This window comes from Streptomyces sp. NPDC031479 (assembly GCF_055581065.1).
In genome coordinates this window covers 113957-134215 of sequence record NZ_JBVIKC010000006.1, presented here as the reverse complement: position 1 = coordinate 134215, position 20259 = coordinate 113957, and the positions used below count along the sequence as shown (strand labels likewise).

The window sequence follows — 20259 nt, the reverse complement described above, 5'->3', positions numbered from 1 at the left end:
GGGGCGGGCTCGGCGGGCAGCCGCCGGGCCGCCGCTCGTTCGGCGCGACGCGGGGCTCGCGGGTCCGCGGGGGTTTGGGGCGGCCGGTGCGGGACAGCCGCCAGGCATGAGCAGCTCCAGCGGCCACGGGGGTCACCGGTGGCCGGCACCCGTCGGGCGGGCACGCAGCGTGGTCCGTCGTACGCGGGCGGGGCGCCGCTGGGTGCGCGTGCGGGAACTGGCACTGTGGCAGCGCTCCCTCGGGTTCGCCGCCCTCGGCTTCCTGACGCTGGTGCCGCTGCTGATCGTCGTCTCGGCGGCGGACACAGCCAACGGGCAGGGATTCGCGCAGTGGCTCGGGGACGGGCTCGGCGTGTCGGCGGCCGCCCGGCTGGAGATCGAGCGGCTCTTCGCCCAGCCCGGGCAGGTCTGGCGGACCACGACGGCGTTCGGGCTGGCGCTGCTGACCGTGTTCGGCCTGTCCTTCGGCACCGTTCTGCAGAGCGGCTACGAGAGCATCTGGGACCTGCCCCCGTCACGTTGGTGGGCCAGATGGCGGCACGTGCTGTGGCTCGGCGTCCTGATCGGGGTGCTCTACCTGTCGGCGATCTCCCCGCCCTGGCGCGACTCCCCCGCCCGCGGGTTCGTCACCGTCGCGATCGGCATCCTGTTCTTCTGGTGGTCCCAGCGCCTGCTGCTGGCCGGCCGGATTCCCTGGGCGGCCCTGCTGCCCGGCGCGGTGGCCACCATGCTCGGACTGCTCGGTCTGCGGATCTTCTCCCGTCTCGTCTTCTCCCCGCTGATCGCGTCCAGCGCCGTCACCTACGGCCCGTTCGGCACCGTCCTCGTGGTCCAGTCCTGGCTCCTCGGCGTCGGCGTGGTCGTGTTCGGCGGCGCACTCGTCGGCAGGCTGCTGCACGAGGAGCTGCTGCGCCGGGCGAGCCCCGCGGACCAGGACGGCTGAGGCCTCCCTGACCGGTCCGGCTACGGTGGCGGGCGCGGCCCTGCGCTGTTTGGCTTGGGGGGTCCACCCTTTCCCCCACCCCACCCGAGGACGGTCATGAGCAAGGACAGCATGCCGAGCGAACGAGCCCGGGAGATGCGCGACAAGGCCCAGGAACTGGAGCAGGCGGCCCAGCGCGCGACGGATCCCGCGGAGCGGCAGCGGCTGAGGGACAAGGCCCTGCGCATCCGTGAGAAGAGCGAGCAGCAGAACGGCCCGGGCAGCGGGACCATGGATCCCATGTAGGCGTAGGCCCGTTGGTGCGGGGGGGGCTCGGCCGTCATTCCGCGTCGACGTCGTCCTCGTGGGTCATGGCCCGCTCCTGCCTCCGCCGCAGCTCCTCGGGGGTCCTGCCGGGCACCGGCTTGCCGGCCTCGGGGTGTACCGGGTCCGGGCCGGGGTGCTCCTGCACCTGCTCCTCGCGGCCGATGCCGGGCTCCTGGCGCTTGTGTTCCATACCCTTCATGGCAACTGCTCCTCACGGATCTCGTGGAACGGGGCTCCCTGCGGCCCGGGCGGCCGGGGAGTGAGGTGGTACACGGCGTACGCCCGGTCGATGACGGGCATGGCCACGTTGCGGACCCTGACCCCGCCGGCCGTCATCCCGTGCTCGGTGCCCAGGTGGGCGTGTCCGTGGACGGCGAGGTCGGCGCCGATCTCGTCGATGGCCTCGGCCAGGAGGTAGCTGCCGAGGAACGGGTGGATCTCGGGGGGCTCTCCGGCCAGGGTGTCCGGGACCGGCGAGTAGTGGGTCAGGGCGATCCGCAGGGCGGTGCCGGCCTGGGCCAGGTCGGTGAGCGCGCGGCGCAGCCCGTCGGCACACGTACGGGAGTGCCTCATGAAGGCCTTCATCTCCGGTTCGCCGAAGTCGCTGCCGCAGCGGCCGGCGTACCCTCCGCCGAACCCCTTGGCCCCCGCCACGCCCACGGTGGTGCCGTGGAGGTCGAGGATGGCAGCTTCGCCTTCGAGGACGGTGACCCCGGCCGCGGCGAGGACGGCGGTGACCTCCCGCGGCCGGTCGCCGTGGTGGTCGTGGTTGCCGAGGACGGCCAGGACGGGCACGGGCAGGCCGCAGACCTCACCGGCGACGACAGCGGCCTCCTGCGGGGACCCGTGGCGGGTGAGGTCACCGGCGAGGAGGAGCAGGTCCGCGTGGTCACCGAGGGTCTCGAAGGCGGGTCGCAGGGTCCCCTCGCCGCCCGGCGCCAGGTGGATGTCCCCCACGGCCGCCACGCGGATCACGGCAGGTCCTCCTCGCGGTCGGGCGGACGTGCGCTGACGACGGTCAGGTCATGGCGCCACGCCAGCGGGTGCAGGGCCTCGGCGGCCATCCGCAGGACCGTCTCGCGGCAGTCCGGGGTGGAGACCGGTCCCCAGACGAGGACCGTGTGGCCGCGCAGCTCGACGCGGACCCCGAGTTCGGCGATGTCCTCGTGCGCGAGCCGGTCACGTAGGTGCTGGGCCCGGTACTCGGGCTGCGTGGGGTGGTGCGTCGTCATGGCGTGCCTGCTTTCGGGGCTCGATCACCCGCAGGCGTTCGAGGAGGTAGAGGAAGGCGTCGGGCAGGGGCTGGTCGCGGTGGCGGCGGTCGAGGAGGCCCCAGTCGATGCGTTCGCGGAGCATACGGGCCATGGGGAGCAGTTCGGCGAAGTCGCAGTAGTGCTCGCACAGGGCGGTCAGGCGGCTGTCCATGAGGTCGGTCGGGGCGAGGACCGGCATGTGTACGGAGTCCACGGCGCGGACGTCCGCGCGCTGGAGGAGCTCCCGGGCGACGGGTCTGCCGGCGAGGTCCAGGATGAGGTCGATCTCCTCCTCGCCGTCACGGCCCTTGATCAGCCAGTCCTCGGGGGCGTCGATGACTCACGGCTCACCTCCCCGGAGGGGCGGATCTGCCGCCTCCGCCCGCTCCCCCGCCTCCGCCCGCGCCCGCTCCCGCGGGGGCCAGGGGCGGGGTGCCGGTCCCGGCTCCCCGGTGGAGGCCTTCGAAGAACTCCGCGACGGCCTCGGTGGCGGTCGCCGCCGGAGCCCAGCCCAGTTCCTCGCGGGCCCGCCCGGCGTCGAGCAGGGGCAGCCGCAGCACGGCGTCGAGGAGTCCGGGGGCGGCCGGTACCAGGTGCATGCGCCAGGCCGCGGCGAGTGCGGCGCGGGCGGCGCCCGCGGGCAGCGGCACCGTGCGGGTGTGCAGGATGTCGGCGATGGCGGCGGTGTCCAGCACGGGGTCGGCCACCAGGTTGAACGGGCCGTGGACCGGGCGTACGACGGCTGCGCGGTAGGCCTCGGCGGCGTCGTCGGTGTGCAGGGCCTGGAAACGCAGGCCGGACACGGCGGGGAGCGCGGGCAGCAGGCCCGGCCGGATGAGGCGCCACGGCAGGAGCGGCCCGGCGAAGATCCGGCGCTGCTCGCTCGCCGACTCCTCCTGGAAGAGGAACGCCGGCCGCATCCGCACCAGCCGCATGCCGGGGTGGGCGAGCTGGAAACCGTCCAGGTAGCGCTCCAGGTAGGCCTTCTCGCGGGTGTAGGCGGCGCCCGGCCAGCCGTGGGTGGGCCAGGACTCGTCGACGGGGCGTCCGTCGGCGGGGCCCGGCGAGTACGCGCCCACCGACGAGGCGTGCACCAGCACCCGCACCCCGGCCCGGGCGCAGGCCTCGAAGACCCTGATGCTGCCGAGCACGTTGGTCTGCCAGGTCGCGACGGGATCGTGGGTGGGCTGGAACTTCCAGGCGAGGTGGACGAGGGCGTCCGCGCCCGCGAAGAGCTCGGTCAGCCCGTCGTGGCCGGGGTCGACGTCCGCGGCGGCCCAGCGCACGCCGGGGATGCGGAGGTGCGGCAGCCGGCGGGCGACGCCGAGCACGTCGGTGACCGTACGGTCGGCGGCCAGGGCGCGGACCACGCTGATGCCCGCGTTGCCGGTGGCTCCGGTGACGACGACCCTCATGACGCCCACCGGGCCCTTCCGCCCACGCCGTGGCGGAATGACCTCCCCCGGGCGGGGGCCGGGTCCGGGGTGGTGAAGGTGCGCCCGGCCGCCTCGACCCGCAGGGCCTCCAGTACGGACGACTGCCGCCCCGCGCGAGCCAGGAGCCGGTCGAAGGCGGCCAGGTCCAGACGGGGGTCCGTGACCGCGAGGACCCTGAGCGAGCGCCACATCGACGCCTTGCCTTCCACCCCGAGACGCATGGCTTCCAGTTCGAGGACGTCGCTCAGGGGTGACCGCTTCACCAGTCTCCCGTTGAGCTTGAGCCTGGCCGCCTTCTCTCCCATGCGGCCCGCTGCGACCCTCGGCCACTGCGCGGGCACGTCGAGGGCGGTCATGAACTCGCGCAGGCTCTCCCGGTCCTCGGCGATCTCCTGGGCGAGCTCGGCCAGGGGCGGCCCCGCGGGCGTGCGTCGGTGCGTCCTGGCCATGCGGCGGATCAGAGAGACACCGCTTCCGGCGCCCGCGAGGTGGTCGTTGAGATAGATCGCCACGAGGCGGTGCGGGTCCGGCGGGGAAAGGGTGCGCGCTCGTACTCGCGAGCCGATGGTGTGGGTGTTCATGGCATGTCCGATCCGCTAGGTGGCCGGCAGCGGTTGCGCGGCGGGAACGGTGTCCTGCTCGGACCGGGCCCGCTCGTGCAGGCCCGGTCGTGCAGCGCTGGGTCGTGCGCCATGGCCCCGCGGGGCTCTTCCGTCGTGACCTCGTGTGCCGCTCCGTCGTGACCTCGTGTGCCGCCCGGGGGGACTGTCGGCCGGATGGCCGCGTGGACGTCAGGCCGGACCGCCCTTGGGGGCCCTGCCCTGGGTCCTCCGGGGTTCGGTTGGCGCGTGCCCCCGGACACCCGGTACAAACCCGGGGATCGGGCGGGTTCCCTGGGGACGGCATGAAACCGGGGAAGCCGGGCAGGTGCCCACCCATGACTGACGACCGACCGGCCGGGCGAAACGGGTCCGCGCCATGACGGGGGACGACGCGAGGTTGAAGGCGATCGCGGCGCTGGTGGGCCTGCGCGGCGGCGTCGGGGCGGACTACGTCTCCGAGCTGCTGGGCGAGGTCACGCCCGACCGGTTCACGGTGCCCGTCGAGGCGGACGCGGCGGAGATCGGCCTGTCCGTGCTGCAACAGGTGTCGGGACCTGTCAATTCGCTGATCAACGGCTTCATCCTGGCGTTCGAGGTGCTGGCGGACGCCTATGAGGAGATGGGCCCCGAGACGTCCACCGAGGAGGTCCTGCAGGAGCTGGCCCTGCGCATCGCGAGCGAGCCCGACTGAGGACCGGCCGACCGGCCGGTCCTCAAGCTCACGGGCGCCACTGGTGGGCGATCGACGGCGAAGGCCCCGCGAGCCGGGGCCTTCGCCGTACGGGTCAGGTGTGCGGGCCGCTGTTCGGGCCGTCGGCGCAGGCCCGCCCGGCCGGGCGTGGGCCGTCAGGGCGCGGGCGGGAACCTGTCCCAGGCCCGGTGTCCCGCCAGGGCCTCGGCGGCCTCCCGCACCGCCTCCGTAGCGCTGTCGCTCACGATGACGCCCGGCCCCTCCGGCGGTGCGATGCCCGCGGCTTCGAGTACGGTCTCCGCGCCGCTCCATCCGCCGACCGCCTTGCCGTGCCGGTAGGCCTCGGCGAGCAGGAGCACGACCCTCGGGTCGGGGGCCGCCTTCCCGGCGCCGCCCGTGTTGCCGGTGTTCCCGGCCTTGGCGTCCCGGGCCCCGTGGGCGTCGGCGGCCGGTGCGGGTGCCCCGGCGGTCAGGACGGCGTCGAACTCGACGGACCGGGCCGTGGCGAAGGTCCGCTGGACCTCGACGGGATCGCCGTCCGCGTCGAGCGTGCCACCCGCCGGTGCGATGATCAGCGGCACCATGTCCGCGTCCAGGACGGCCTGCCGGGCGGCGCGTACCCCGTCCGGGTCGGTGCTCCCGTCGGCGACGATCCCGACCACACGGCCGTCCGTCGGCCAGCTTCCGCCCATCTGCGACAGCGCCGGACTGGCGTCCGCGGCGACGAGTGGAACGGTCGCCTCCGGCACCGGCAGGCCGAGGCCCTCGGCGACGTGCCGGCACAACCGGGGATCGATGTTCGCCAGCACGGCGAGAGCGCGCTCCTTGACCGGCTGCTCGACGCACTTGTTCAGTTCGAAGGTGTACGCGGCGATGATGTGTTCGCGCTCCGTCGGGGTCATGCTCAGCCAGAAGAGCCGCGGCTGTGTGAAGTGGTCCGAGAAGGAGGCGGACGCCTCACGGACCTTGCTCGCCTCGGGCACCCGGACGGGCGCCTCGATGTACGCACCCGTGTCGGCTCCGGCCAGGAAGGGGCAGCCGCCGTCCAGGCTGTTGGGCCGGTACGGTGCCACTCCGGTGTGCACGGCGCTCTGGTGCATGCCGTCACGGAGCATGTCGTCGACGGGGGCGTGCGGCCGGTTGACCGGGAGCTGACCGAAGTTCGGGCCGCCGAGCCGGCTGATCTGGGTGTCGAGGTAGGAGAAGAGCCGCCCCGCGAGCAGCGGGTCGTCAGTGACGTCGATGCCCGGAACGAGGTGGCCGGGGTGGAAGGCCACCTGCTCGGTCTCCGCGAAGTAGTTGTCCGGGTTGGCGTTCAGGGTCAGCAGGCCGATGGGCTGCACCGGGGCCCGTTCCTCCGGAACGATCTTGGTGGGGTCCAGGAGGTCCACGCCTTCGAACGTCTGGTCCGGGGTGTCGGGGAAGACCTGGATGCCCAGCTCCCACTGCGGGAAGGCGCCCGCGTCGATGGCCTCGGCGAGGTCCCGGCGGTGGAAGTCCGGGTCCATGCCGCAGATCAGCTGGGCCTCCTCCCAGACCAGCGAGTGCACGCCCAGCCTGGGCTTCCAGTGGAACTTCACCAGCGCGGTCTCACCGGCGGTGTTGACCAGGCGGAAGGTGTGGACGCCGAAGCCCTCCATCATCCGGTAGGAACGGGGGATGCCGCGGTCGGACATGTTCCACAGGGTGTGGTGGGTGGCCTCGGTGTGCAGGGACACGAAGTCCCAGAAGGTGTCGTGGGCGCTCTGCGCCTGCGGGACCTCCCGGTCCGGGTGCGGCTTGGCCGCGTGGACGACGTCGGGGAACTTGAGCGCGTCCTGGATGAAGAACACCGGGATGTTGTTGCCCACCAGGTCGAAGGTGCCCTCGCCGGTGTAGAACTTGGTGGCGAACCCGCGGGTGTCGCGTACGGTGTCCGCCGAGCCCCGGGATCCGAGGACGGTGGAGAAGCGGACGAACACCGGTGTCTCGGCGTCCTTCGCCAGGAAGGCGGCCTTGCAGACCTCGCCGGCGGTTCCGTACCCCTGGAAGACGCCGTGGGCGGCGGCGCCACGCGCGTGCACCACCCGTTCCGGGATCCGTTCGTGGTCGAAGTGGGTGATCTTCTCGCGCAGATGGTGGTCCTGGATCAGCACCGGTCCGCGTGCACCGGCCTTCAGCGCGTGGTCGCTCTCGTACAGCCGAGCCCCCTGCGCCGTCGTCAGGTGGCCGCCGCCCCGCGCCGGGGGGCCGCCGTCGGGCGTTTCGGGCGTCGCTTCGGAGTTTCCTGTCGTCATCGTTCCTCCCAGGGGCAGTCCGGGTGGGCGCCGTGTTCGTTCACGCGCCGTGTCCATCGGGGGGTGGCGTGTCCATCAGGGGGTGAAGAGCACCTTGACGACGCCGTCGTGCTTCTTCTGGAACATCTCGTAGGCGGCCGGCGCCTCTTCGAGCGGCATGCGGTGCGTGGCGAAGTCGTCCACGCCGAGGGGGTCCCCGTCGGTGAGGAGGGGGAGGATGTCGCCGACCCAGCGGTGGACGTTGGCCTGGCCCATGCGCAGTCGGAGCTGCTTGTCGAACATGGTGAGCAGGGGCAGGGGGTCGGCCGCGCCGCCGTACACGCCCGACACGGAGACGGTGCCGCCGCGCCGGACGAGGCCGATCGCGGTGTGGAGCGCGGCGAGCCGGTCGACTCCGACGCGCATCGTCAGCGCGGCGGCGAGCCTGTCCGGCAGGAACGTGGTCATTCCCTGCGCCACGGCGGCGAAGCGGCTGCCGTGCGCTTCCATCCCCACGGCGTCGATGACGGCGTCGGGGCCCCGTCCGCAGGTGAGCGCGCGCACCGCGTCGGTCAGGTCGTCGCCGCACTCCTGGACGTCGAGGGTGTGGACGCCGCGTCCACGGGCCCGCTCCAGTCGTTCGGGGACGAGGTCGACGCCGATGACGGTTCCCGCGCCGCGGTGGGCGGCGATGCGGCAGCTCATGTCCCCGATGGGGCCGAGGCCCAGTACGGCGACGCTGCCGCCGGGCGGGACGTCCGCGTACTCGACCGCCTGCCACGCGGTGGGCAGGACGTCGGACAGGTAGACGAAGCGGTCGTCGGACGGCCCTTCCGGCACCGGGATGGGGAGGGTGTTCCCGAACGGGACGCGCAGGTACTGGGCCTGGCCGCCCGGCACTTGGCCGTAGAGCTTCGTGTAGCCGAAGAGCGAGGCGCCGGTGCCGTGCTCGTGGACCTGCGTGGTCTCGCACTGCGAGTGCAGGCCCCGTTCGCACATGAAGCACGTTCCGCACGAGATGTTGAAGGGGATCACGACGCGGTCGCCCGGTCCGAGGCCCGTGACGGCGGGGCCGGCCTCCACCACGACGCCCATCGGTTCGTGGCCGAGGATGTCACCGGCGTCGAGGAAGGCGCCGAGTACCTCGTAGAGATGCAGGTCGGAGCCGCACAGGCCGGTGGTCGTCACCCTGATGACCACGTCGTCGGCAGCGCGGACGGCGGGGTCCGGGACGGTGTCGACGCGTACGTCCCGCTTGCCGTGCCAGGTAAGTGCCCTCATCACGTCTCCTCACCGTCTGTCGCCGCCGAGGTCCTGCGTTCCCTTCGGCGCCTGCCCCCCTCGGTGCGGCCGAACCGGGAACGGAGGGCCTTTTGCCGCGGGGGCGGCCCGCGGACCCCGATGTTCACGCCGACGGGATCGTGGGTAGGCGCCGCCCGTGATCGCCTCTCAGCCCCTCGCGGCCCGCCGTTTCCGGGGCCGGTCAGGAGGAACCCCGTGCCGAGCACTGCCTTGACGTACAGCGATCCCCTGCCCCGCCTGATCGCGCTTCCGGGCGTGTACCGGCCGCAGGCCGACACCGCGCTGCTCGCCGGCGCCCTCGCTCGGGAGCCGCTGCGCTCGGGTGCGGAAGTCATCGAGATCGGTACGGGAACCGGCGCGATCGCCCTGCACGCGGCGGTCAGGGGCGCCGAGGTCACCGCGGTCGACGTGGCATGGCCCGCCGTGCTGGCCGCCCGGCTGAACGGATGGCGCTGGCGGCTGCGGCTGCGCGTCCTGCACGGCGACTTCGCCGCCCGGACCCGGGGCCGGCGTTTCGACCTGGTCCTGGCCAACCCGCCCTACGTCCCCTGCCCGGACGCGCGGGTGCCGACCGGCGGGGCCCGGCGCGCCTGGGACGCGGGCAGGGACGGACGGGCTGTCATCGACCGGATCTGCACCGCGGCACCGGCCCTGCTGCGCCCCGGAGGGGTCCTCCTGATGGTGCACTCGGGGATGTGCGGGGTGTGGGAGACCCTTGAGCTCCTGGCACGGCAGGGACTGTCCGCCGAGGTCACGGAGCGGGCATGGGTGCCCTGGGGGCCCGTGCTGCGTTCCCGCCGGGCCTGGCTCCGGGAGCAGGGCCTGACACGGGACGACGGCGACGAACGGGAAGAGCTGGTGGTCGTCCGTGCCCGGCACCTCTGAACCCGGCATCTCTGAACCCGGCATCTCTGAACCCGGTACCTCTGAACCCGGCCGCGCACCTCGGGTGCCCGCCGACAGCGCTCCATGCGCCCGGCGGGTGTCCGTGGACCGCGCCGGACCGGTGTTGGTGGAGGGCCCGGTCGAGATCGTCCTGGACGACGGAACCATCGCCCGGTCGGACCGGTTCATGGTCGCCGTGTGCACCTGCCGCCGCAGCCGTGCCTACCCCTGGTGCGACACCAGCCACCGCCCCCGCGAGGGCGCGGCCCTCAGAGGGGCGTCGGCGCGCGGGGAGAAGGGGTCTTGATCGGGGTGTGGGCCCGGTGGGCGGTGTGGGGCCCAGTGCACACGGCGCCGGTCCCACCGGACGAGTTGCTATGCGTACACGATCGGGGGCAGCGGTTCGCGGGCTTCGTGCCAGGCCGCCGGAAGGGACGCGACGCCCGTGCGCGCCGCGATGACCCCGCCCGCGATGGCGCAGGTGGTGTCGATGTCGCCGCGTCCGGTGACGGTGGACCACAGGCCCTCGTGCAGGTCGTCGAGGTGGCCCGCCGCGCACCAGAGGGCGTAGGGGACGGTGTCGGGAGCGGACATCCGGTAACCGGAGCCGAGAACCTCCGCCGCGTGCCGGACCGATGTGTGCTGCGGCATCCGGGCCGCCGTCCGGACCCCGGAGCGGACGTCACCGACGGGGATCCGTTCGGCGACGGACCAGAGGAAGTCCGGCCTCGCCGGGGCGGCCCCGCCCCGGCTGCGGGTGGCCAGCGCCGCGGCCACGGCGACCGCCACCGCGCCGGCGACGGCTTCCGGGTGGTGGTGTGAGACCTCGCTCTGCCGGGCCGCCTGCTCGGCAACGGCCTCCAGGTCTTCGGCGAGCCAGGCACCGAGGGGGGCCACGCGCATGGCGGAACCGTTGCCCCAGGAGCCCTGGCCGCCGAACTGACCGGCGACCACTTCCTGCCAGGCTTCGCCCGCGCCGATCCGGCGGAGCACGTCGTGCATCGAGGCTCCGTAGCCGCGGTGCGTGTCGTCGGTGTAAGCCTCGGCGAGCCGCAGGGCGAAGCGGTCCTGGTCGACGGCCCCGCCGCCCCCGGCGAGTTCCCGCAGGAGTACGAGCGCCTGGGCGGTGTCGTCAGTCCACTCCCACAGCGCCTCCGGGGGCAGGATCCGTGCCTCCAGGGCCGCCAGGCCCTCGCGGCGCAGGATCCCGAACCAGCGGTCGCCGAAGGCATCACCGAAGGCGAGACCGGACAACGAGTCGAGCGCGGCGGCAGGCAGTTTGATCATCGGCCCAGTATGACCAGGCACCGACGTCCCGGCACCGCGATTTCGGTTCGGCGGCCTTCCTGCTGACGCCCCACGGGCTCTGCCGTGCATCACCCCGGGTTTCGCCGGGCGGAGTCCGCGAGCCGTTCGGCGAAGGCCTCGACGAGGCCGCGGAGCTCCTGCGGGCGTTCGATGACGAAGGGCCGGTCCATCGAGGAGAGTACGGCGGGCAGCCAGTCGAGCCGTTCCACGCGCAGTTCGACACGGCACCAGGCCTCGGTCCCCGGGCCTGCGCCGGCCGGGGAAGGGAGTTCCGTCACGAGGGCGATGCCGACGGGCAGTCGGGGGTGGACCTGCGCGTTCGTCCCCTGGACGCGCAGGATCACCTCATGCCGGTACGGAACCGTGGCGAGCGCTGTCAGGACGCGCTCGGCCGGATCGATTCCGGCGGGCGGTTCGAACGAACCGGGCAAGATCCTCGCGCTGGTGATGCGATCCAGCCTGAAGGTCCGGTCCTCACCCGCCGAGAGGTCCGCTGCCGTCACGTACCACCGGCCCGAGTGGGCGACGACCCCGTACGGGTGCAGGGTGCGCTCGCTGCGCCGGCCGTCGCCCGCGGTGTACCGGATCGAGACCGGCCGGTGGTGGTGCACGGCATCGGCCACCGGGAGGAGGACGGCGGGTTCCGGGGCCGCGCCCGCCCTGCCGGGCGGATCCGCGAAGGCGAGCGAGGCGAGCACGGCATCGAGCCTGCGGCGCAGCCGTTCGGGCAGTACTCGCCGGATCTTCGCCGCAGCCGTCTCGCTCGCCGTGTCCGTGGCCGTCGTCAGGCCCGATCGGCGAGCGGCGACCAGGCCGAGCAGCACGGCGAGCGCTTCGTCGTCGCTCAGCATGAGCGGGGGCATGCGGTATCCGGGGGCGAGCCGGTAGCCGCCGTAACGGCCGCGCACCGACTCGACGGGCACGTCGAGGTCGACGAGCTGCTGTGCGTAGCGCCGTACGGTGCGTTCGTCGACGGCCAGCCGATCGGCGAGTTCGGGCACGGTACGGATACCGCCCGACTGGAGAAGCTCCAGCAAGGTCAGGACACGGGCGAGGGGGCGGGGCATACCGAGAAGTCTCCCGCAGATACCGGGCGGGTTCCGTCCGGTATTGGTCGTAGCGTGCGGTCATCAGCACCGACCAGCCAGAGGAGAACATCCGTGGACTTCGCCTCCATCCGCATCATCACGGGCGACATCGCCCGCCTCGTCGACTTCTACGAGCGCGCCACCAAGGTGTCCGCCACCTGGGCCAACGAAGACTTCGCGGAGCTCAGGACCGCCTCGGCCACTCTCGCGATCGGCAGCACCCGTACGGTCCCCCTCTTCGCCCCCGGCTCCGCCCGCCCGGCCGACAACCACAGCGTCATCCTCGAATTCCTCGTCGACGACGTGGACGGCGTGCACGAGAACCTGAGCGGTTTCGTGGAGGACTTCGTCAACGAGCCCACCACGATGCCCTGGGGCAACCGCTCCCTCCTCTTCCGCGACCCCGACGGCAACCTCGTCAACTTCTTCACCCCGGTCACGCCGGCCGCCATCGAGAAGTTCGCTCGCTGAGAGCAGTACGGCGGACGGCCGCCTCCCGTCGGGCGGCGCAAGCGCTGAGTGCGCTACGCGTTTCGCGTTCCGCGTTCGCGAAGGGTCGGGGCCGGATCGTGGCGATTCGCCCCGGCCCCGACCAGTGGGGCGGGATCCCCCACAGGTACGGCAGGACCGCCCGGTCCTACAGGGCAGCCGTCACCTTCACGTCACGCTTGTGATGGATCGTGACGCTTCGATGCCGCTAGGGGGCGGTGCACACGACGTAGGCGTACGCCGAGGCCTCGCCGGCGGAGGTGTTCCTCACTCCGACCTCCCAACCCGCCGCCGTCGGGGCCGAGTCGGTGATGAACGTGGACGTGCTGCTGGTCCGGCCCCCTCCTCCGGTCGGTACCAAACCGGAGGGACAGTTCGCCGTGGCGAAAGCGAAGCCACCTGCGGGGATCGTCACCCGCGGGCCGGAAATCTGGAAGTGCTGGGACAACGGCGCCGCGACTCCGGGCCCGGCGGGCGGAGCAGGCTTCGGCGGATCGTCACTGGAGGCCCCCGCCGTCGCGGTGGTCGAACCCGTGACGACGAGCACAGCGGTGGCTACGACAGCCAGGGCAAGGGGGCGGATCGGCTTCATGACGGCCTTCCTTGGGGCAACGGAGTTCGGGACACTCCTGGACTCCCCTGCTCCTCTGCGGTGATGCGGTGACCCACTCGTCCGGTCTAGGAAGAAACGTATGTGCGGATATCAAACGAGTGACCCGCACCGGCTGCCTTCCCGGTGTTCCGCGATGGGGCCGGCCACGATCACACCCTCCGGAGCCGGGCCACATGGCTGCCGACCGCACCCAGCCCGATCACGCCGAAGGTCCGGCCGGCGAGCTCCGGTGACCCGAAGCTCTCCTCGGCCACGGCGCCCAGTGCCGCGAGGTGCCGCGCGCGGTGTGGAAGGAGGAGTCGCCACTGCCACCGTCCTCGACGGGCCGGCAGCACACGTGCGTGGTGCGTTCGGCGATCACGGAATGTCGGCCGGGCTGCTTCCCACGTCCGGGCCCACGGTGTAGCGGCCACCGAGCGTTTCGATCACGTCGCCGAGGTCGTGGAGCAGCGCCGTGCGCTCGGCACCGGCCGGCCGGGCGGCGGTGGGGAGGGCGACGACCGCCTTGGCGCCGCCGTGCGGCAGAACGGCCAGCGCGTTCTTCGCGGTCATCGCCGCCGCCAGGCGCAGCGCGTCCGCGTTCGCGGCGGCGGGGTCGGGGTAGTGGGCGATCCGGCACCCGCCGGCGGCCGGGCCGAGAGCGGTCGAGTGGATCGCGATGGTGATCACGAGGCCGCTGCGGCGGCCGCGCACGATCTGTACCAACTCATGTGCGGGATCGGGGGCGTTGAGGGCCATGGCGTCGTTGAGTACGGATGTCATGCCGTGAAGCTAGGTGCTCCGGCGGAGGTTGCGAGCGTTGGCCGAACAGAATTCGGGGCGGAGGCCACAATCGCCGCATGGACGAACTTGATTCGGCGATAGTCGGCCATCTGCAGCGCGATGCGCGGCAGACCAACCGCGACCTCGCCCGCACCCTCGGCATCGCCCCGTCGACCTGTCTCGAACGCGTCCGCTCGTTGCGCGCCCGCGGAGTCATCACCGGCTACCACGCGGCGGTCGACCCGGCCGCCCTGAACCGCCGCGTCCAAGCGCTCATCCACTTCCAGATCCGGCCCCTGAGCCGGGCGGTCATCGAGGCGTTCAAGACCTACGCCGCCGGCCTGCCCGAGGTCAGCACGGTGTACGTCGTCACCGGAGGCGACGACATGATCGTGCACGTCTCCGCGCCCAGCGTGGACCACCTCCACGGCTTCCTCATGGACAAGTGCTTGACCGGGCGCCATACCGGGGGCGGCCCTGGTCGGCGCATCGGCACATGACGGGCCCGGGGCGTCGTCAGCCCGTCCACCTCCTCAACGCACCACCTCTCCGGCGACCGGGTCCATCCGGCCCCCGTGCGCGGGGTCCGCGTCGGCCTCGGCTCAGGTCAGTCCCCACGACCACGTGCCGTCGGCGGTGACGAGGCAGGCGAGGACCACGATGTCGGCCACGCCCAGGGCGATGGCGAGGCGGGCTCGGCCGGGCCGGGCCGTGCGCTGCCACAGGGCGAGGGTGCCGAGGCCGATGGCGATGGGGCCGAGCAGCAGGTTCATCACCAGCAGCCCGACCAGGCCGAGGACGAACGCGACGACGGCCATCGCGTCGGCGTCGCGGGTGCGGGTACGCGTACGGGCCGGAGCCCTCACGCCGGTCCGGGGGCGCATCACAGACCCTCCCGACGCCGTTCGGGACGGTGCCGCGACAGCCGTTCGCGCGCGGCGAAGAGCAGCAGCCAGAAGGCGATCGCGAAGCCGCCGGCCACACTGACCGGCACCGGCACATGGGCCACGGCTCCGAGTACGACACCCAGGACGAGCAGTGCGCCTACGAGGAAGAGCACCGGGGGTTCCTCCTGTCTTCAGGGAACGGTCGCCCCCCGGGTACCCGGACCGGCCCACCTCAAGCCGACGTCCGGCCGCCTGCCCGGGGATTCCGCCCCTGCGGGGGGTGCCGGCGTCCCGATGGCCCCGGCGCGCCGGGGCGGCCTTCGCCCGGGGCCGGGCGGATGCACAATGGGCCCGGTGAGGCGAGGTGACGATGGCTGAACGCATGGTTGACGTGGATGGTGTCGAACTGTGCACCGAGCCCTTCGGAGACCGGTCGGACCCTCCGGTCCTGCTCGTCATGGGCACCGGCGCTTCGATGCTCTGGTGGGAGGAGGGCTTCTGCCGGATGCTCGCCGGGGGCGGGCGGTTCGTGATCCGCTACGACCATCGCGACACCGGTCGATCGGTCACCCGCGAGCGCGGCAGGTCCGGGTACACCGGCGCGGATCTGGCCGGCGACGCCGTCGGAGTGCTCGACGCCTACGGGATCCCGGCCGCACACGTGGTGGGCGTCTCCGCCGGTGGCGCGCTCGCCCAGCTGATCGCACTCGACCGCCCCGACCGGGTCCTCTCGCTCGTTCTGATCAGCACGTCCCGCGCCGTGCCCGGCGGCCGAGAGCTGCCCCCGCCGACCGGGGAGTTCCTGCGCTTCGTATCGTCCGCAGAGGCCGATTGGTCGCACACCGCTTCGGTGATCGATTACCTGGTCGAGTACGCGCGCGTGCTCGCGGGAAGCCGGCGCCGGTTCGACGAGACCGCCGTCCGCGACCTCGTCCGTCGGGACGTCGAGCGTGCACACCACTTCGCCGCCGTGCGGAACCACGACTCGCTGCCCGAGGGCGAGCGACCGCGGCGGCCCCTGTCGTCGATCTCCGTGCCCACGCTGGTGATCCACGGGACGGCGGACCCGATGTTCCCCTTCGGGCACGGCGAGGCGCTCGCCGAAGCGATCCCCGGCGCCGGGCTGTTGGCCCTGGAAGGTGCGGGCCACGGGGTCGACCGGGCCGACTGGGAGACGATCGCCCGCGCGGTCATCGCGCACACCGTTGTGGACGACCCTGTCCGCGCGCCTCGCCGGAACGCGGGTCCGCGACGTACGGATGTGGGGTGCGATCCGGACACGGGTGCGTGAGGGCCGTGCACCGGGCACGCAGTACGTCACCGCTTCGTCTGACCGGGGGTCCTGGTCGGCCTCGGCCACGCGGTGTGGACACGCACAGCTGCCGCGCCGGAAGGGCCCGGTGATTCGGGCTGCCGGCGACACGGAATCGGCTGGGGTCGGGCCGGGCCCCGAGCGGAGCTTGGTGGATATGCCCCGGGGCCCGGGGGTGGCCGACGCCCGCCCGTCGGCCACCGTTGCGTCCCGGCTCAGCAGCCTCCGCAGTTGTAGTAGAGGACGTCCCAGTGGTTGCCCTCGTCCGCGTAGACGTTGCCCGAGCCGGACTGCCACATGGGAGCTCCGTCGCCGCGCAGGCCGATGTAGGAGAACGTGTTCTTGACGTAGTTGGTGAGGCACGAGGCCTTCGCGTAGTCGAGCTTGTAGCCGTTCCAGTGGGAGTACGTGCCGCTCGCGTGGCCCGTCTCCGTGCCGCCGGTGATGGTCAGGGCGCAGCCGGTGGCGCTCTTCAGCGTCTGGGCGCCCTGGGCCGTGGCGAGGTTGAGCTGGTCGAAGGACGTGCAGGTCGGGTTGTTGCGGTCCGAGCAGTTGCCCGACGAGGACCATGCGATCCCGGCCTGGCGGAACATCGAGGTCGCCGTCGCATGGCTGATCTTGGTCGCCGCGTGGGCCTGTGTCGTACCTGCCAATGCTCCGAAGCCCGGTACGAACAGCGCGCCGAGGACGAGTAGGAGTGCGGTGACGACGGATCGGGTCTTCACGTGGGAAGCCTCCTGCTGGGTGAACACGAGCGGTGGGGGCCGTGCCCGTGCGGGTCGGGCACCGCGATGGTGCCCGACCGCGCCGCCGTTGCGCCAGAGGGCCGCGTGCCGTGGAGTGCGCCCCGGCTCCCCTCCCCGGCCCCTCCCCTGTCGCTACGGATGCCCGCACTGCCCGGCCGCGGGCCCCGCCGCACGCCCCGCCGCACGGGGCGGCCGGGTCCCTGAGGGCGCCTCCGTACGGCGCGGCAGGGCCGGGGTGTCCATCAGCCGTTGAGGTTGTGCATGTACTCCGCGGCGTAGCGGTCGCCGGAGGCGATGCCCCGGGGGGCGACGGCTTCGATCGCGGCGATGTCCTCATCGGTGATCGTCACGCCGGTGGCGGCGATGTTCTCCTCCAGGTAGCCGCGCCGCTTCGTCCCCGGGATCGGCACCGCGCCCCGGCGCAGCACCCAGGCGAGGGCCAGCTGGGAGGGGGTGACCTTCTTGGCCTCCGCGAGGCGCCGTACGGCGTCGACGACCGCGAGGTTGCGGGCGAAGTTCTCCCCCTGGAAGCGGGGGTCCGTCCGGCGGAAGTCGTCCTCGGCGAAGTCGTCGGGGCTGGTGATGGCGCCGGACAGGAAGCCGCGGCCCAGCGGGGAGTAGGCGACCAGGCCGATGCCGAGTTCGTCGAGGGTGGCCTGCACCCCGTTGTCCTCCAGGCCCCGCTCGAACAGGGAGTACTCGGTCTGCACGGCCGTCAGGGGGTGGACGGCGTGCGCGCGCCGGATGGTGGCGGCGGCGGCCTCGCTGATGCCGAGGTAGCGGACCTTGCCCGCCGTGACCAGCTCCGCCATGGCGCCGATGCTCTCCTCGATCGGCACGTCCGGGTCGACGCGGTGCAGGTAGTACAGGTCGATGTGGTCGGTGCCCAGGTGGCGCAGCGAGCGGTCGGCGGCACGGTGGATGTAGGAGCGGCGGCCGTTGTGGCCCCGGACGGCGCCGTCGTCGTCGATCTCGATGCCGGTCTTGGTGGCGATGACCACCTGGTCGCGGCGACCGGCGATGGCCTTGCCGACCAGCTGCTCGTTGACGAAGGGGCCGTAGCCCTCGGCGGTGTCCAGCAGGGTGACGCCCAGCTCCAGCGCCCGGTCGATGGTGGCGAGCGATTCGGTTTCGTCGGTGGCCCCGTAGAAGGCGCTCATGCCCATGCAGCCGAGGCCTTCGGCGCCGACCTGCAGACCCTGGGAGCCGAGTGCGCGCAGTTCCATGGTGTTCTCCTTGAGGGGAAGTGACTGGTCCAGCCAGGAAGTAACTAACTGGTTATCTACACGATGCACGAACCCTGGCCCACATGTCAATAACCAGATAGTTACTTGCTAGCCTGGGGGTCATGGCACGTGATTCCAGCGCAACGAAGGCCCGTATCCTCGCGGCCGCCTTCGACGAGTTCGCCGCGTACGGTATCGCCGGGGCCCGGGTCGACCGCATCGCCGACACGGCCGGGGCGAACAAGCGGATGATCTACGTCTACTACGGCAACAAGGAAGGCCTGTTCGACCAGGTGCTCCTGCAGGCCGTGGAGCAGGGCGCGGAATCGGTCCCCTTCGACGCGGGGAACCTGCCCCGCTACGCCGGCGCCATTTTCGACCACCTCACGGCCGACCCGCGGCTCGTGCGGCTGGTGATGTGGAAGCGGCTGGAGCGCCCGGAGGCCACCGCCCTGGAGGCGGAGGCGTACGCACGCAAGGCGGCCTCCCTGGCCGCGGCCCAGCGCGACGGGCGGGTCGACCCCACACACGACCCGGCCGACCTGCTCATCCTGGTCCTCGGCCTGGCCCAGGCCTGGTACACCACGACCAGTGGTGGCGGGGGCGCCGAAGAGCACCGCTCCGGCCATCGTGCGGCCGTGGTCGACGCCGTTGCCCGTCTGGTCGAGGTCCGCGACCGCGCCCCGGGCAACCCGGCCGCCTGATACGGGGGCACCCCGCCCGGGCGGGGAGTCGGCGCCCTCGGGGTGTGATCGCGGCGGCCGACGGGGAACAGGCGAGGGTATGCCGCACGTCGCACATCCCCCCGCCCCTCTCCTCCCCCGCCTCCTGCGTCAGCTGCTGTCCAGGCGGCGGGACCCCGTAGTAGTGCAGAGCGTACGGTCCACCGGAGCCGCGGTGGTGTCGTACGTCATCGCGCTCCGGCTCAGCGACGAGCCCGCTCCGCTGACGGCCCCGCTCACGGCCCTCCTGGTGGTCCAGGTCACCCTGTACTCCACGCTCACCACCGGGGTGCGCCGGGTGAACTCGGTCGTGGCCGGGGTCCTGGTCGCGATCGGCTTCAGCGCGCTCGTGGGCCTGACCTGGTGGAGCCTGGGGCTCGTCATCCTGGCCTCACTGGTGGTCGGGCACCTGGTCCGGGTGGACGAGTTCGTCCCGGAGGTGGCCATCAGCGCGATGCTGGTCCTCGGCGTCACCCGGGTGGCCGACACCGCCTGGGACAGAGTGCTGGAGACGCTGATCGGCGCGGTGGTCGGACTGGCCTTCAACCTGCTGTTCGCCCCGCCCGTCTGGGTGGAACCCGCCAGCCGGGCGATCGACGACCTCGCGGCCCGCATGGCCACGCTGATGACCGGCATGGCCGACGGGCTCACCGGGCACGCCACCGTCGCGGGAGCCGTGACCCAGCTGCACGAGGCACGCCGGCTCGACAACGACATCGCCGGGGTCGACGCCGCACTGCGCCAGGCGGAGGACAGCCTGCGCATGAACCCCCGCGTACGGGAAGGGCTGATGTTCCGGCTGGTCCTGCGCACGGGCCTGGACACCCTGGAGATCTGCGCCGTCGTGCTGCGCGTCTCGGCCCGGGCACTCACGGACCTGGCGAAGGCGCGCGAGGACGAGCCGCTGTTCTCACCCGCGGTGACCCGGTCCCTTCAGGACCTGTTCGGGCACATGGCGCTGGCCGTCCACAGCTTCTCCCGGCTGATCACCGCACAGGTCACCACGAACGCCGAGGAGCAGGAGGAACGGCTCACGCGGGAGCTGGGCATGGCACGGGAATCCCGGGACCTGCTGGCGAGCCTGCTGCTGGAGCAGCTGCGCACCGCGCCCGCGCAATGGCAGCTGCACGGCGCCCTGCTCGCCGATGTGGACCGCGTGCTGGACGAACTCGACGTGGACAAGCGGTCCCACCGGCTCATGGAGGAACTGGACCGCCACTCCCGGCTCCGGCGAGGGCGCGGCGGCCGGCTCCCCGGTGTGCTGCGCCGCCGCGGGTGACCCGAGCCGCCGGGACGCCCTGGCAGATCACCCGCGCCTGCACGGGCGACTTCTTCGGCCGGCACCTCAAGGGCCTGCCCGCGCCGCGCCTGGACGGGCCGACGGCCGCCGACCCCGAGGTGGTGTTCCGGCGGAGCTGACGGCTCCGGCGTCG

The 20259-nt window shown here is 72.7% G+C and carries 26 protein-coding genes; 11 read left to right on the top strand and 15 right to left on the bottom strand.

The window, feature by feature from the left end:
- The first annotated feature begins 106 nt into the window (after positions 1–106).
- Both ACZ5D2_RS09710 and ACZ5D2_RS09705 read left to right on the top strand, forming a co-directional pair.
- Positions 107–943 carry a ribonuclease BN gene (locus ACZ5D2_RS09710; RefSeq protein WP_371680904.1) on the top strand — a complete coding sequence of 279 codons (837 nt, stop codon included), beginning with the start codon at positions 107–109 and terminating at the stop codon, positions 941–943.
- A gap of 96 nt (positions 944–1039) precedes the next feature.
- Positions 1040–1228 (top strand): DUF6381 family protein, encoded by a 189-nt coding sequence (locus ACZ5D2_RS09705; RefSeq protein WP_371680903.1) that lies wholly within the window; start codon positions 1040–1042, stop codon positions 1226–1228.
- Between the two features lie 34 nt (positions 1229–1262).
- Here the strand turns inward: ACZ5D2_RS09705 and ACZ5D2_RS09700 are convergent, their stop codons facing one another.
- The 6 genes from ACZ5D2_RS09700 to ACZ5D2_RS09675 all read right to left on the bottom strand — a co-directional run bounded on the left by ACZ5D2_RS09700 (position 1263) and on the right by ACZ5D2_RS09675 (position 4519).
- On the bottom strand, positions 1263–1448 hold the full coding sequence (locus tag ACZ5D2_RS09700; RefSeq protein ID WP_371680902.1) for a hypothetical protein: 186 nt from the start codon (positions 1446–1448) through the stop codon (positions 1263–1265).
- Complete coding sequence (locus tag ACZ5D2_RS09695) at positions 1445–2224, bottom strand: metallophosphoesterase family protein (protein ID WP_468928431.1); 780 nt, start codon at positions 2222–2224, stop codon at positions 1445–1447. The genes ACZ5D2_RS09700 and ACZ5D2_RS09695 overlap by 4 nt, the downstream gene beginning before the upstream one ends.
- Complete coding sequence (locus tag ACZ5D2_RS09690) at positions 2221–2481, bottom strand: hypothetical protein (protein WP_371680900.1); 261 nt, start codon at positions 2479–2481, stop codon at positions 2221–2223. Before ACZ5D2_RS09690 ends, ACZ5D2_RS09695 begins: the two co-directional genes overlap by 4 nt.
- On the bottom strand, positions 2429–2716 hold the full coding sequence (locus ACZ5D2_RS09685; RefSeq protein ID WP_371680899.1) for a hypothetical protein: 288 nt from the start codon (positions 2714–2716) through the stop codon (positions 2429–2431). Before ACZ5D2_RS09685 ends, ACZ5D2_RS09690 begins: the two co-directional genes overlap by 53 nt.
- A gap of 133 nt (positions 2717–2849) precedes the next feature.
- Positions 2850–3917 (bottom strand): NAD-dependent epimerase/dehydratase family protein, encoded by a 1068-nt coding sequence (locus ACZ5D2_RS09680; RefSeq protein WP_468928568.1) that lies wholly within the window; start codon positions 3915–3917, stop codon positions 2850–2852.
- Complete coding sequence (locus ACZ5D2_RS09675) at positions 3914–4519, bottom strand: hypothetical protein (RefSeq protein ID WP_468928428.1); 606 nt, start codon at positions 4517–4519, stop codon at positions 3914–3916. Before ACZ5D2_RS09675 ends, ACZ5D2_RS09680 begins: the two co-directional genes overlap by 4 nt.
- 397 nt (positions 4520–4916) lie before the next feature.
- On the opposite strand from ACZ5D2_RS09675, the gene ACZ5D2_RS09670 reads away from it, so the two are divergent.
- Positions 4917–5231, top strand: coding sequence for a hypothetical protein (locus ACZ5D2_RS09670; RefSeq protein WP_468928426.1), 315 nt, complete (start codon positions 4917–4919; stop codon positions 5229–5231).
- A gap of 155 nt (positions 5232–5386) precedes the next feature.
- Here ACZ5D2_RS09670 and ACZ5D2_RS09665 read toward each other — a convergent pair whose 3' ends face one another.
- Complete coding sequence (locus tag ACZ5D2_RS09665) at positions 5387–7564, bottom strand: catalase (RefSeq protein ID WP_468928424.1); 2178 nt, start codon at positions 7562–7564, stop codon at positions 5387–5389.
- Between the two features lie 18 nt (positions 7565–7582).
- Positions 7583–8767 carry a zinc-dependent alcohol dehydrogenase gene (locus ACZ5D2_RS09660; RefSeq protein ID WP_371680894.1) on the bottom strand — a complete coding sequence of 395 codons (1185 nt, stop codon included), beginning with the start codon at positions 8765–8767 and terminating at the stop codon, positions 7583–7585.
- A gap of 231 nt (positions 8768–8998) precedes the next feature.
- Here ACZ5D2_RS09660 and ACZ5D2_RS09655 point away from each other — a divergent pair, with 231 nt between their 5' ends.
- Positions 8999–9673 (top strand): HemK2/MTQ2 family protein methyltransferase, encoded by a 675-nt coding sequence (locus ACZ5D2_RS09655; protein ID WP_371681412.1) that lies wholly within the window; start codon positions 8999–9001, stop codon positions 9671–9673.
- A 97-nt stretch (positions 9674–9770) separates the two neighbouring features.
- A complete protein-coding gene (locus ACZ5D2_RS09650) occupies positions 9771–9980 on the top strand; it encodes a CDGSH iron-sulfur domain-containing protein (protein WP_371680893.1) in 210 nt (69 codons plus the stop codon).
- A gap of 68 nt (positions 9981–10048) precedes the next feature.
- Here ACZ5D2_RS09650 and ACZ5D2_RS09645 read toward each other — a convergent pair whose 3' ends face one another.
- Together ACZ5D2_RS09645 and ACZ5D2_RS09640 are read right to left on the bottom strand one after the other, a co-directional pair.
- Positions 10049–10960 carry an ADP-ribosylglycohydrolase family protein gene (locus ACZ5D2_RS09645; RefSeq protein WP_371680892.1) on the bottom strand — a complete coding sequence of 304 codons (912 nt, stop codon included), beginning with the start codon at positions 10958–10960 and terminating at the stop codon, positions 10049–10051.
- An 89-nt stretch (positions 10961–11049) separates the two neighbouring features.
- Complete coding sequence (locus tag ACZ5D2_RS09640) at positions 11050–12048, bottom strand: helix-turn-helix transcriptional regulator (RefSeq protein WP_468928421.1); 999 nt, start codon at positions 12046–12048, stop codon at positions 11050–11052.
- 93 nt (positions 12049–12141) lie between these two features.
- Here ACZ5D2_RS09640 and ACZ5D2_RS09635 point away from each other — a divergent pair, with 93 nt between their 5' ends.
- Positions 12142–12540, top strand: a complete 399-nt coding sequence (locus tag ACZ5D2_RS09635) for a VOC family protein (RefSeq protein WP_371680890.1) — start codon at positions 12142–12144, stop codon at positions 12538–12540.
- A gap of 988 nt (positions 12541–13528) precedes the next feature.
- Here the strand turns inward: ACZ5D2_RS09635 and ACZ5D2_RS09630 are convergent.
- Positions 13529–13933, bottom strand: coding sequence for a Glu/Leu/Phe/Val dehydrogenase dimerization domain-containing protein (locus tag ACZ5D2_RS09630; protein ID WP_468928418.1), 405 nt, complete (start codon positions 13931–13933; stop codon positions 13529–13531).
- Between the two features lie 77 nt (positions 13934–14010).
- Here ACZ5D2_RS09630 and ACZ5D2_RS09625 point away from each other — a divergent pair, with 77 nt between their 5' ends.
- Entirely contained in the window at positions 14011–14433 is a 423-nt protein-coding gene (locus ACZ5D2_RS09625) for an Lrp/AsnC family transcriptional regulator (protein ID WP_371680887.1), read from the top strand.
- 102 nt (positions 14434–14535) lie between these two features.
- On the opposite strand, the gene ACZ5D2_RS09620 is transcribed toward ACZ5D2_RS09625, so the two are convergent.
- The gene (locus ACZ5D2_RS09620) at positions 14536–14817 is read right to left on the bottom strand and encodes a DUF4190 domain-containing protein (RefSeq protein WP_371680886.1); all 282 of its coding nucleotides are present in this window, start codon (positions 14815–14817) and stop codon (positions 14536–14538) included.
- Positions 14817–14993: a hypothetical protein gene (locus tag ACZ5D2_RS09615; RefSeq protein ID WP_371680885.1), complete on the bottom strand. Its 177-nt coding sequence runs from the start codon at positions 14991–14993 to the stop codon at positions 14817–14819. The genes ACZ5D2_RS09620 and ACZ5D2_RS09615 overlap by 1 nt, the downstream gene beginning before the upstream one ends.
- Before the next feature lie 209 nt (positions 14994–15202).
- On the opposite strand from ACZ5D2_RS09615, the gene ACZ5D2_RS09610 reads away from it, so the two are divergent.
- Entirely contained in the window at positions 15203–16111 is a 909-nt protein-coding gene (locus tag ACZ5D2_RS09610) for an alpha/beta fold hydrolase (protein WP_468928415.1), read from the top strand.
- A gap of 236 nt (positions 16112–16347) precedes the next feature.
- On the opposite strand, the gene ACZ5D2_RS09605 is transcribed toward ACZ5D2_RS09610, so the two are convergent.
- Both ACZ5D2_RS09605 and ACZ5D2_RS09600 read right to left on the bottom strand, forming a co-directional pair.
- On the bottom strand, positions 16348–16857 hold the full coding sequence (locus ACZ5D2_RS09605; protein ID WP_371680883.1) for a hypothetical protein: 510 nt from the start codon (positions 16855–16857) through the stop codon (positions 16348–16350).
- 263 nt (positions 16858–17120) lie between these two features.
- Complete coding sequence (locus tag ACZ5D2_RS09600; RefSeq protein WP_345196776.1) at positions 17121–18104, bottom strand: aldo/keto reductase; 984 nt, start codon at positions 18102–18104, stop codon at positions 17121–17123.
- A gap of 122 nt (positions 18105–18226) precedes the next feature.
- On the opposite strand from ACZ5D2_RS09600, the gene ACZ5D2_RS09595 reads away from it, so the two are divergent.
- The 3 genes from ACZ5D2_RS09595 (at position 18227) to ACZ5D2_RS09585 (ending at position 20245) form a co-directional block, all read left to right on the top strand.
- The gene (locus ACZ5D2_RS09595; protein WP_371680882.1) at positions 18227–18808 is read left to right on the top strand and encodes a TetR family transcriptional regulator; all 582 of its coding nucleotides are present in this window, start codon (positions 18227–18229) and stop codon (positions 18806–18808) included.
- Positions 18809–18887: 79 nt separating this feature from the next.
- Positions 18888–20105 (top strand): FUSC family protein, encoded by a 1218-nt coding sequence (locus tag ACZ5D2_RS09590; RefSeq protein WP_371680881.1) that lies wholly within the window; start codon positions 18888–18890, stop codon positions 20103–20105.
- Positions 20102–20245 (top strand): hypothetical protein, encoded by a 144-nt coding sequence (locus ACZ5D2_RS09585; protein WP_468928411.1) that lies wholly within the window; start codon positions 20102–20104, stop codon positions 20243–20245. Before ACZ5D2_RS09590 ends, ACZ5D2_RS09585 begins: the two co-directional genes overlap by 4 nt.
- Positions 20246–20259 lie beyond the last annotated feature (14 nt).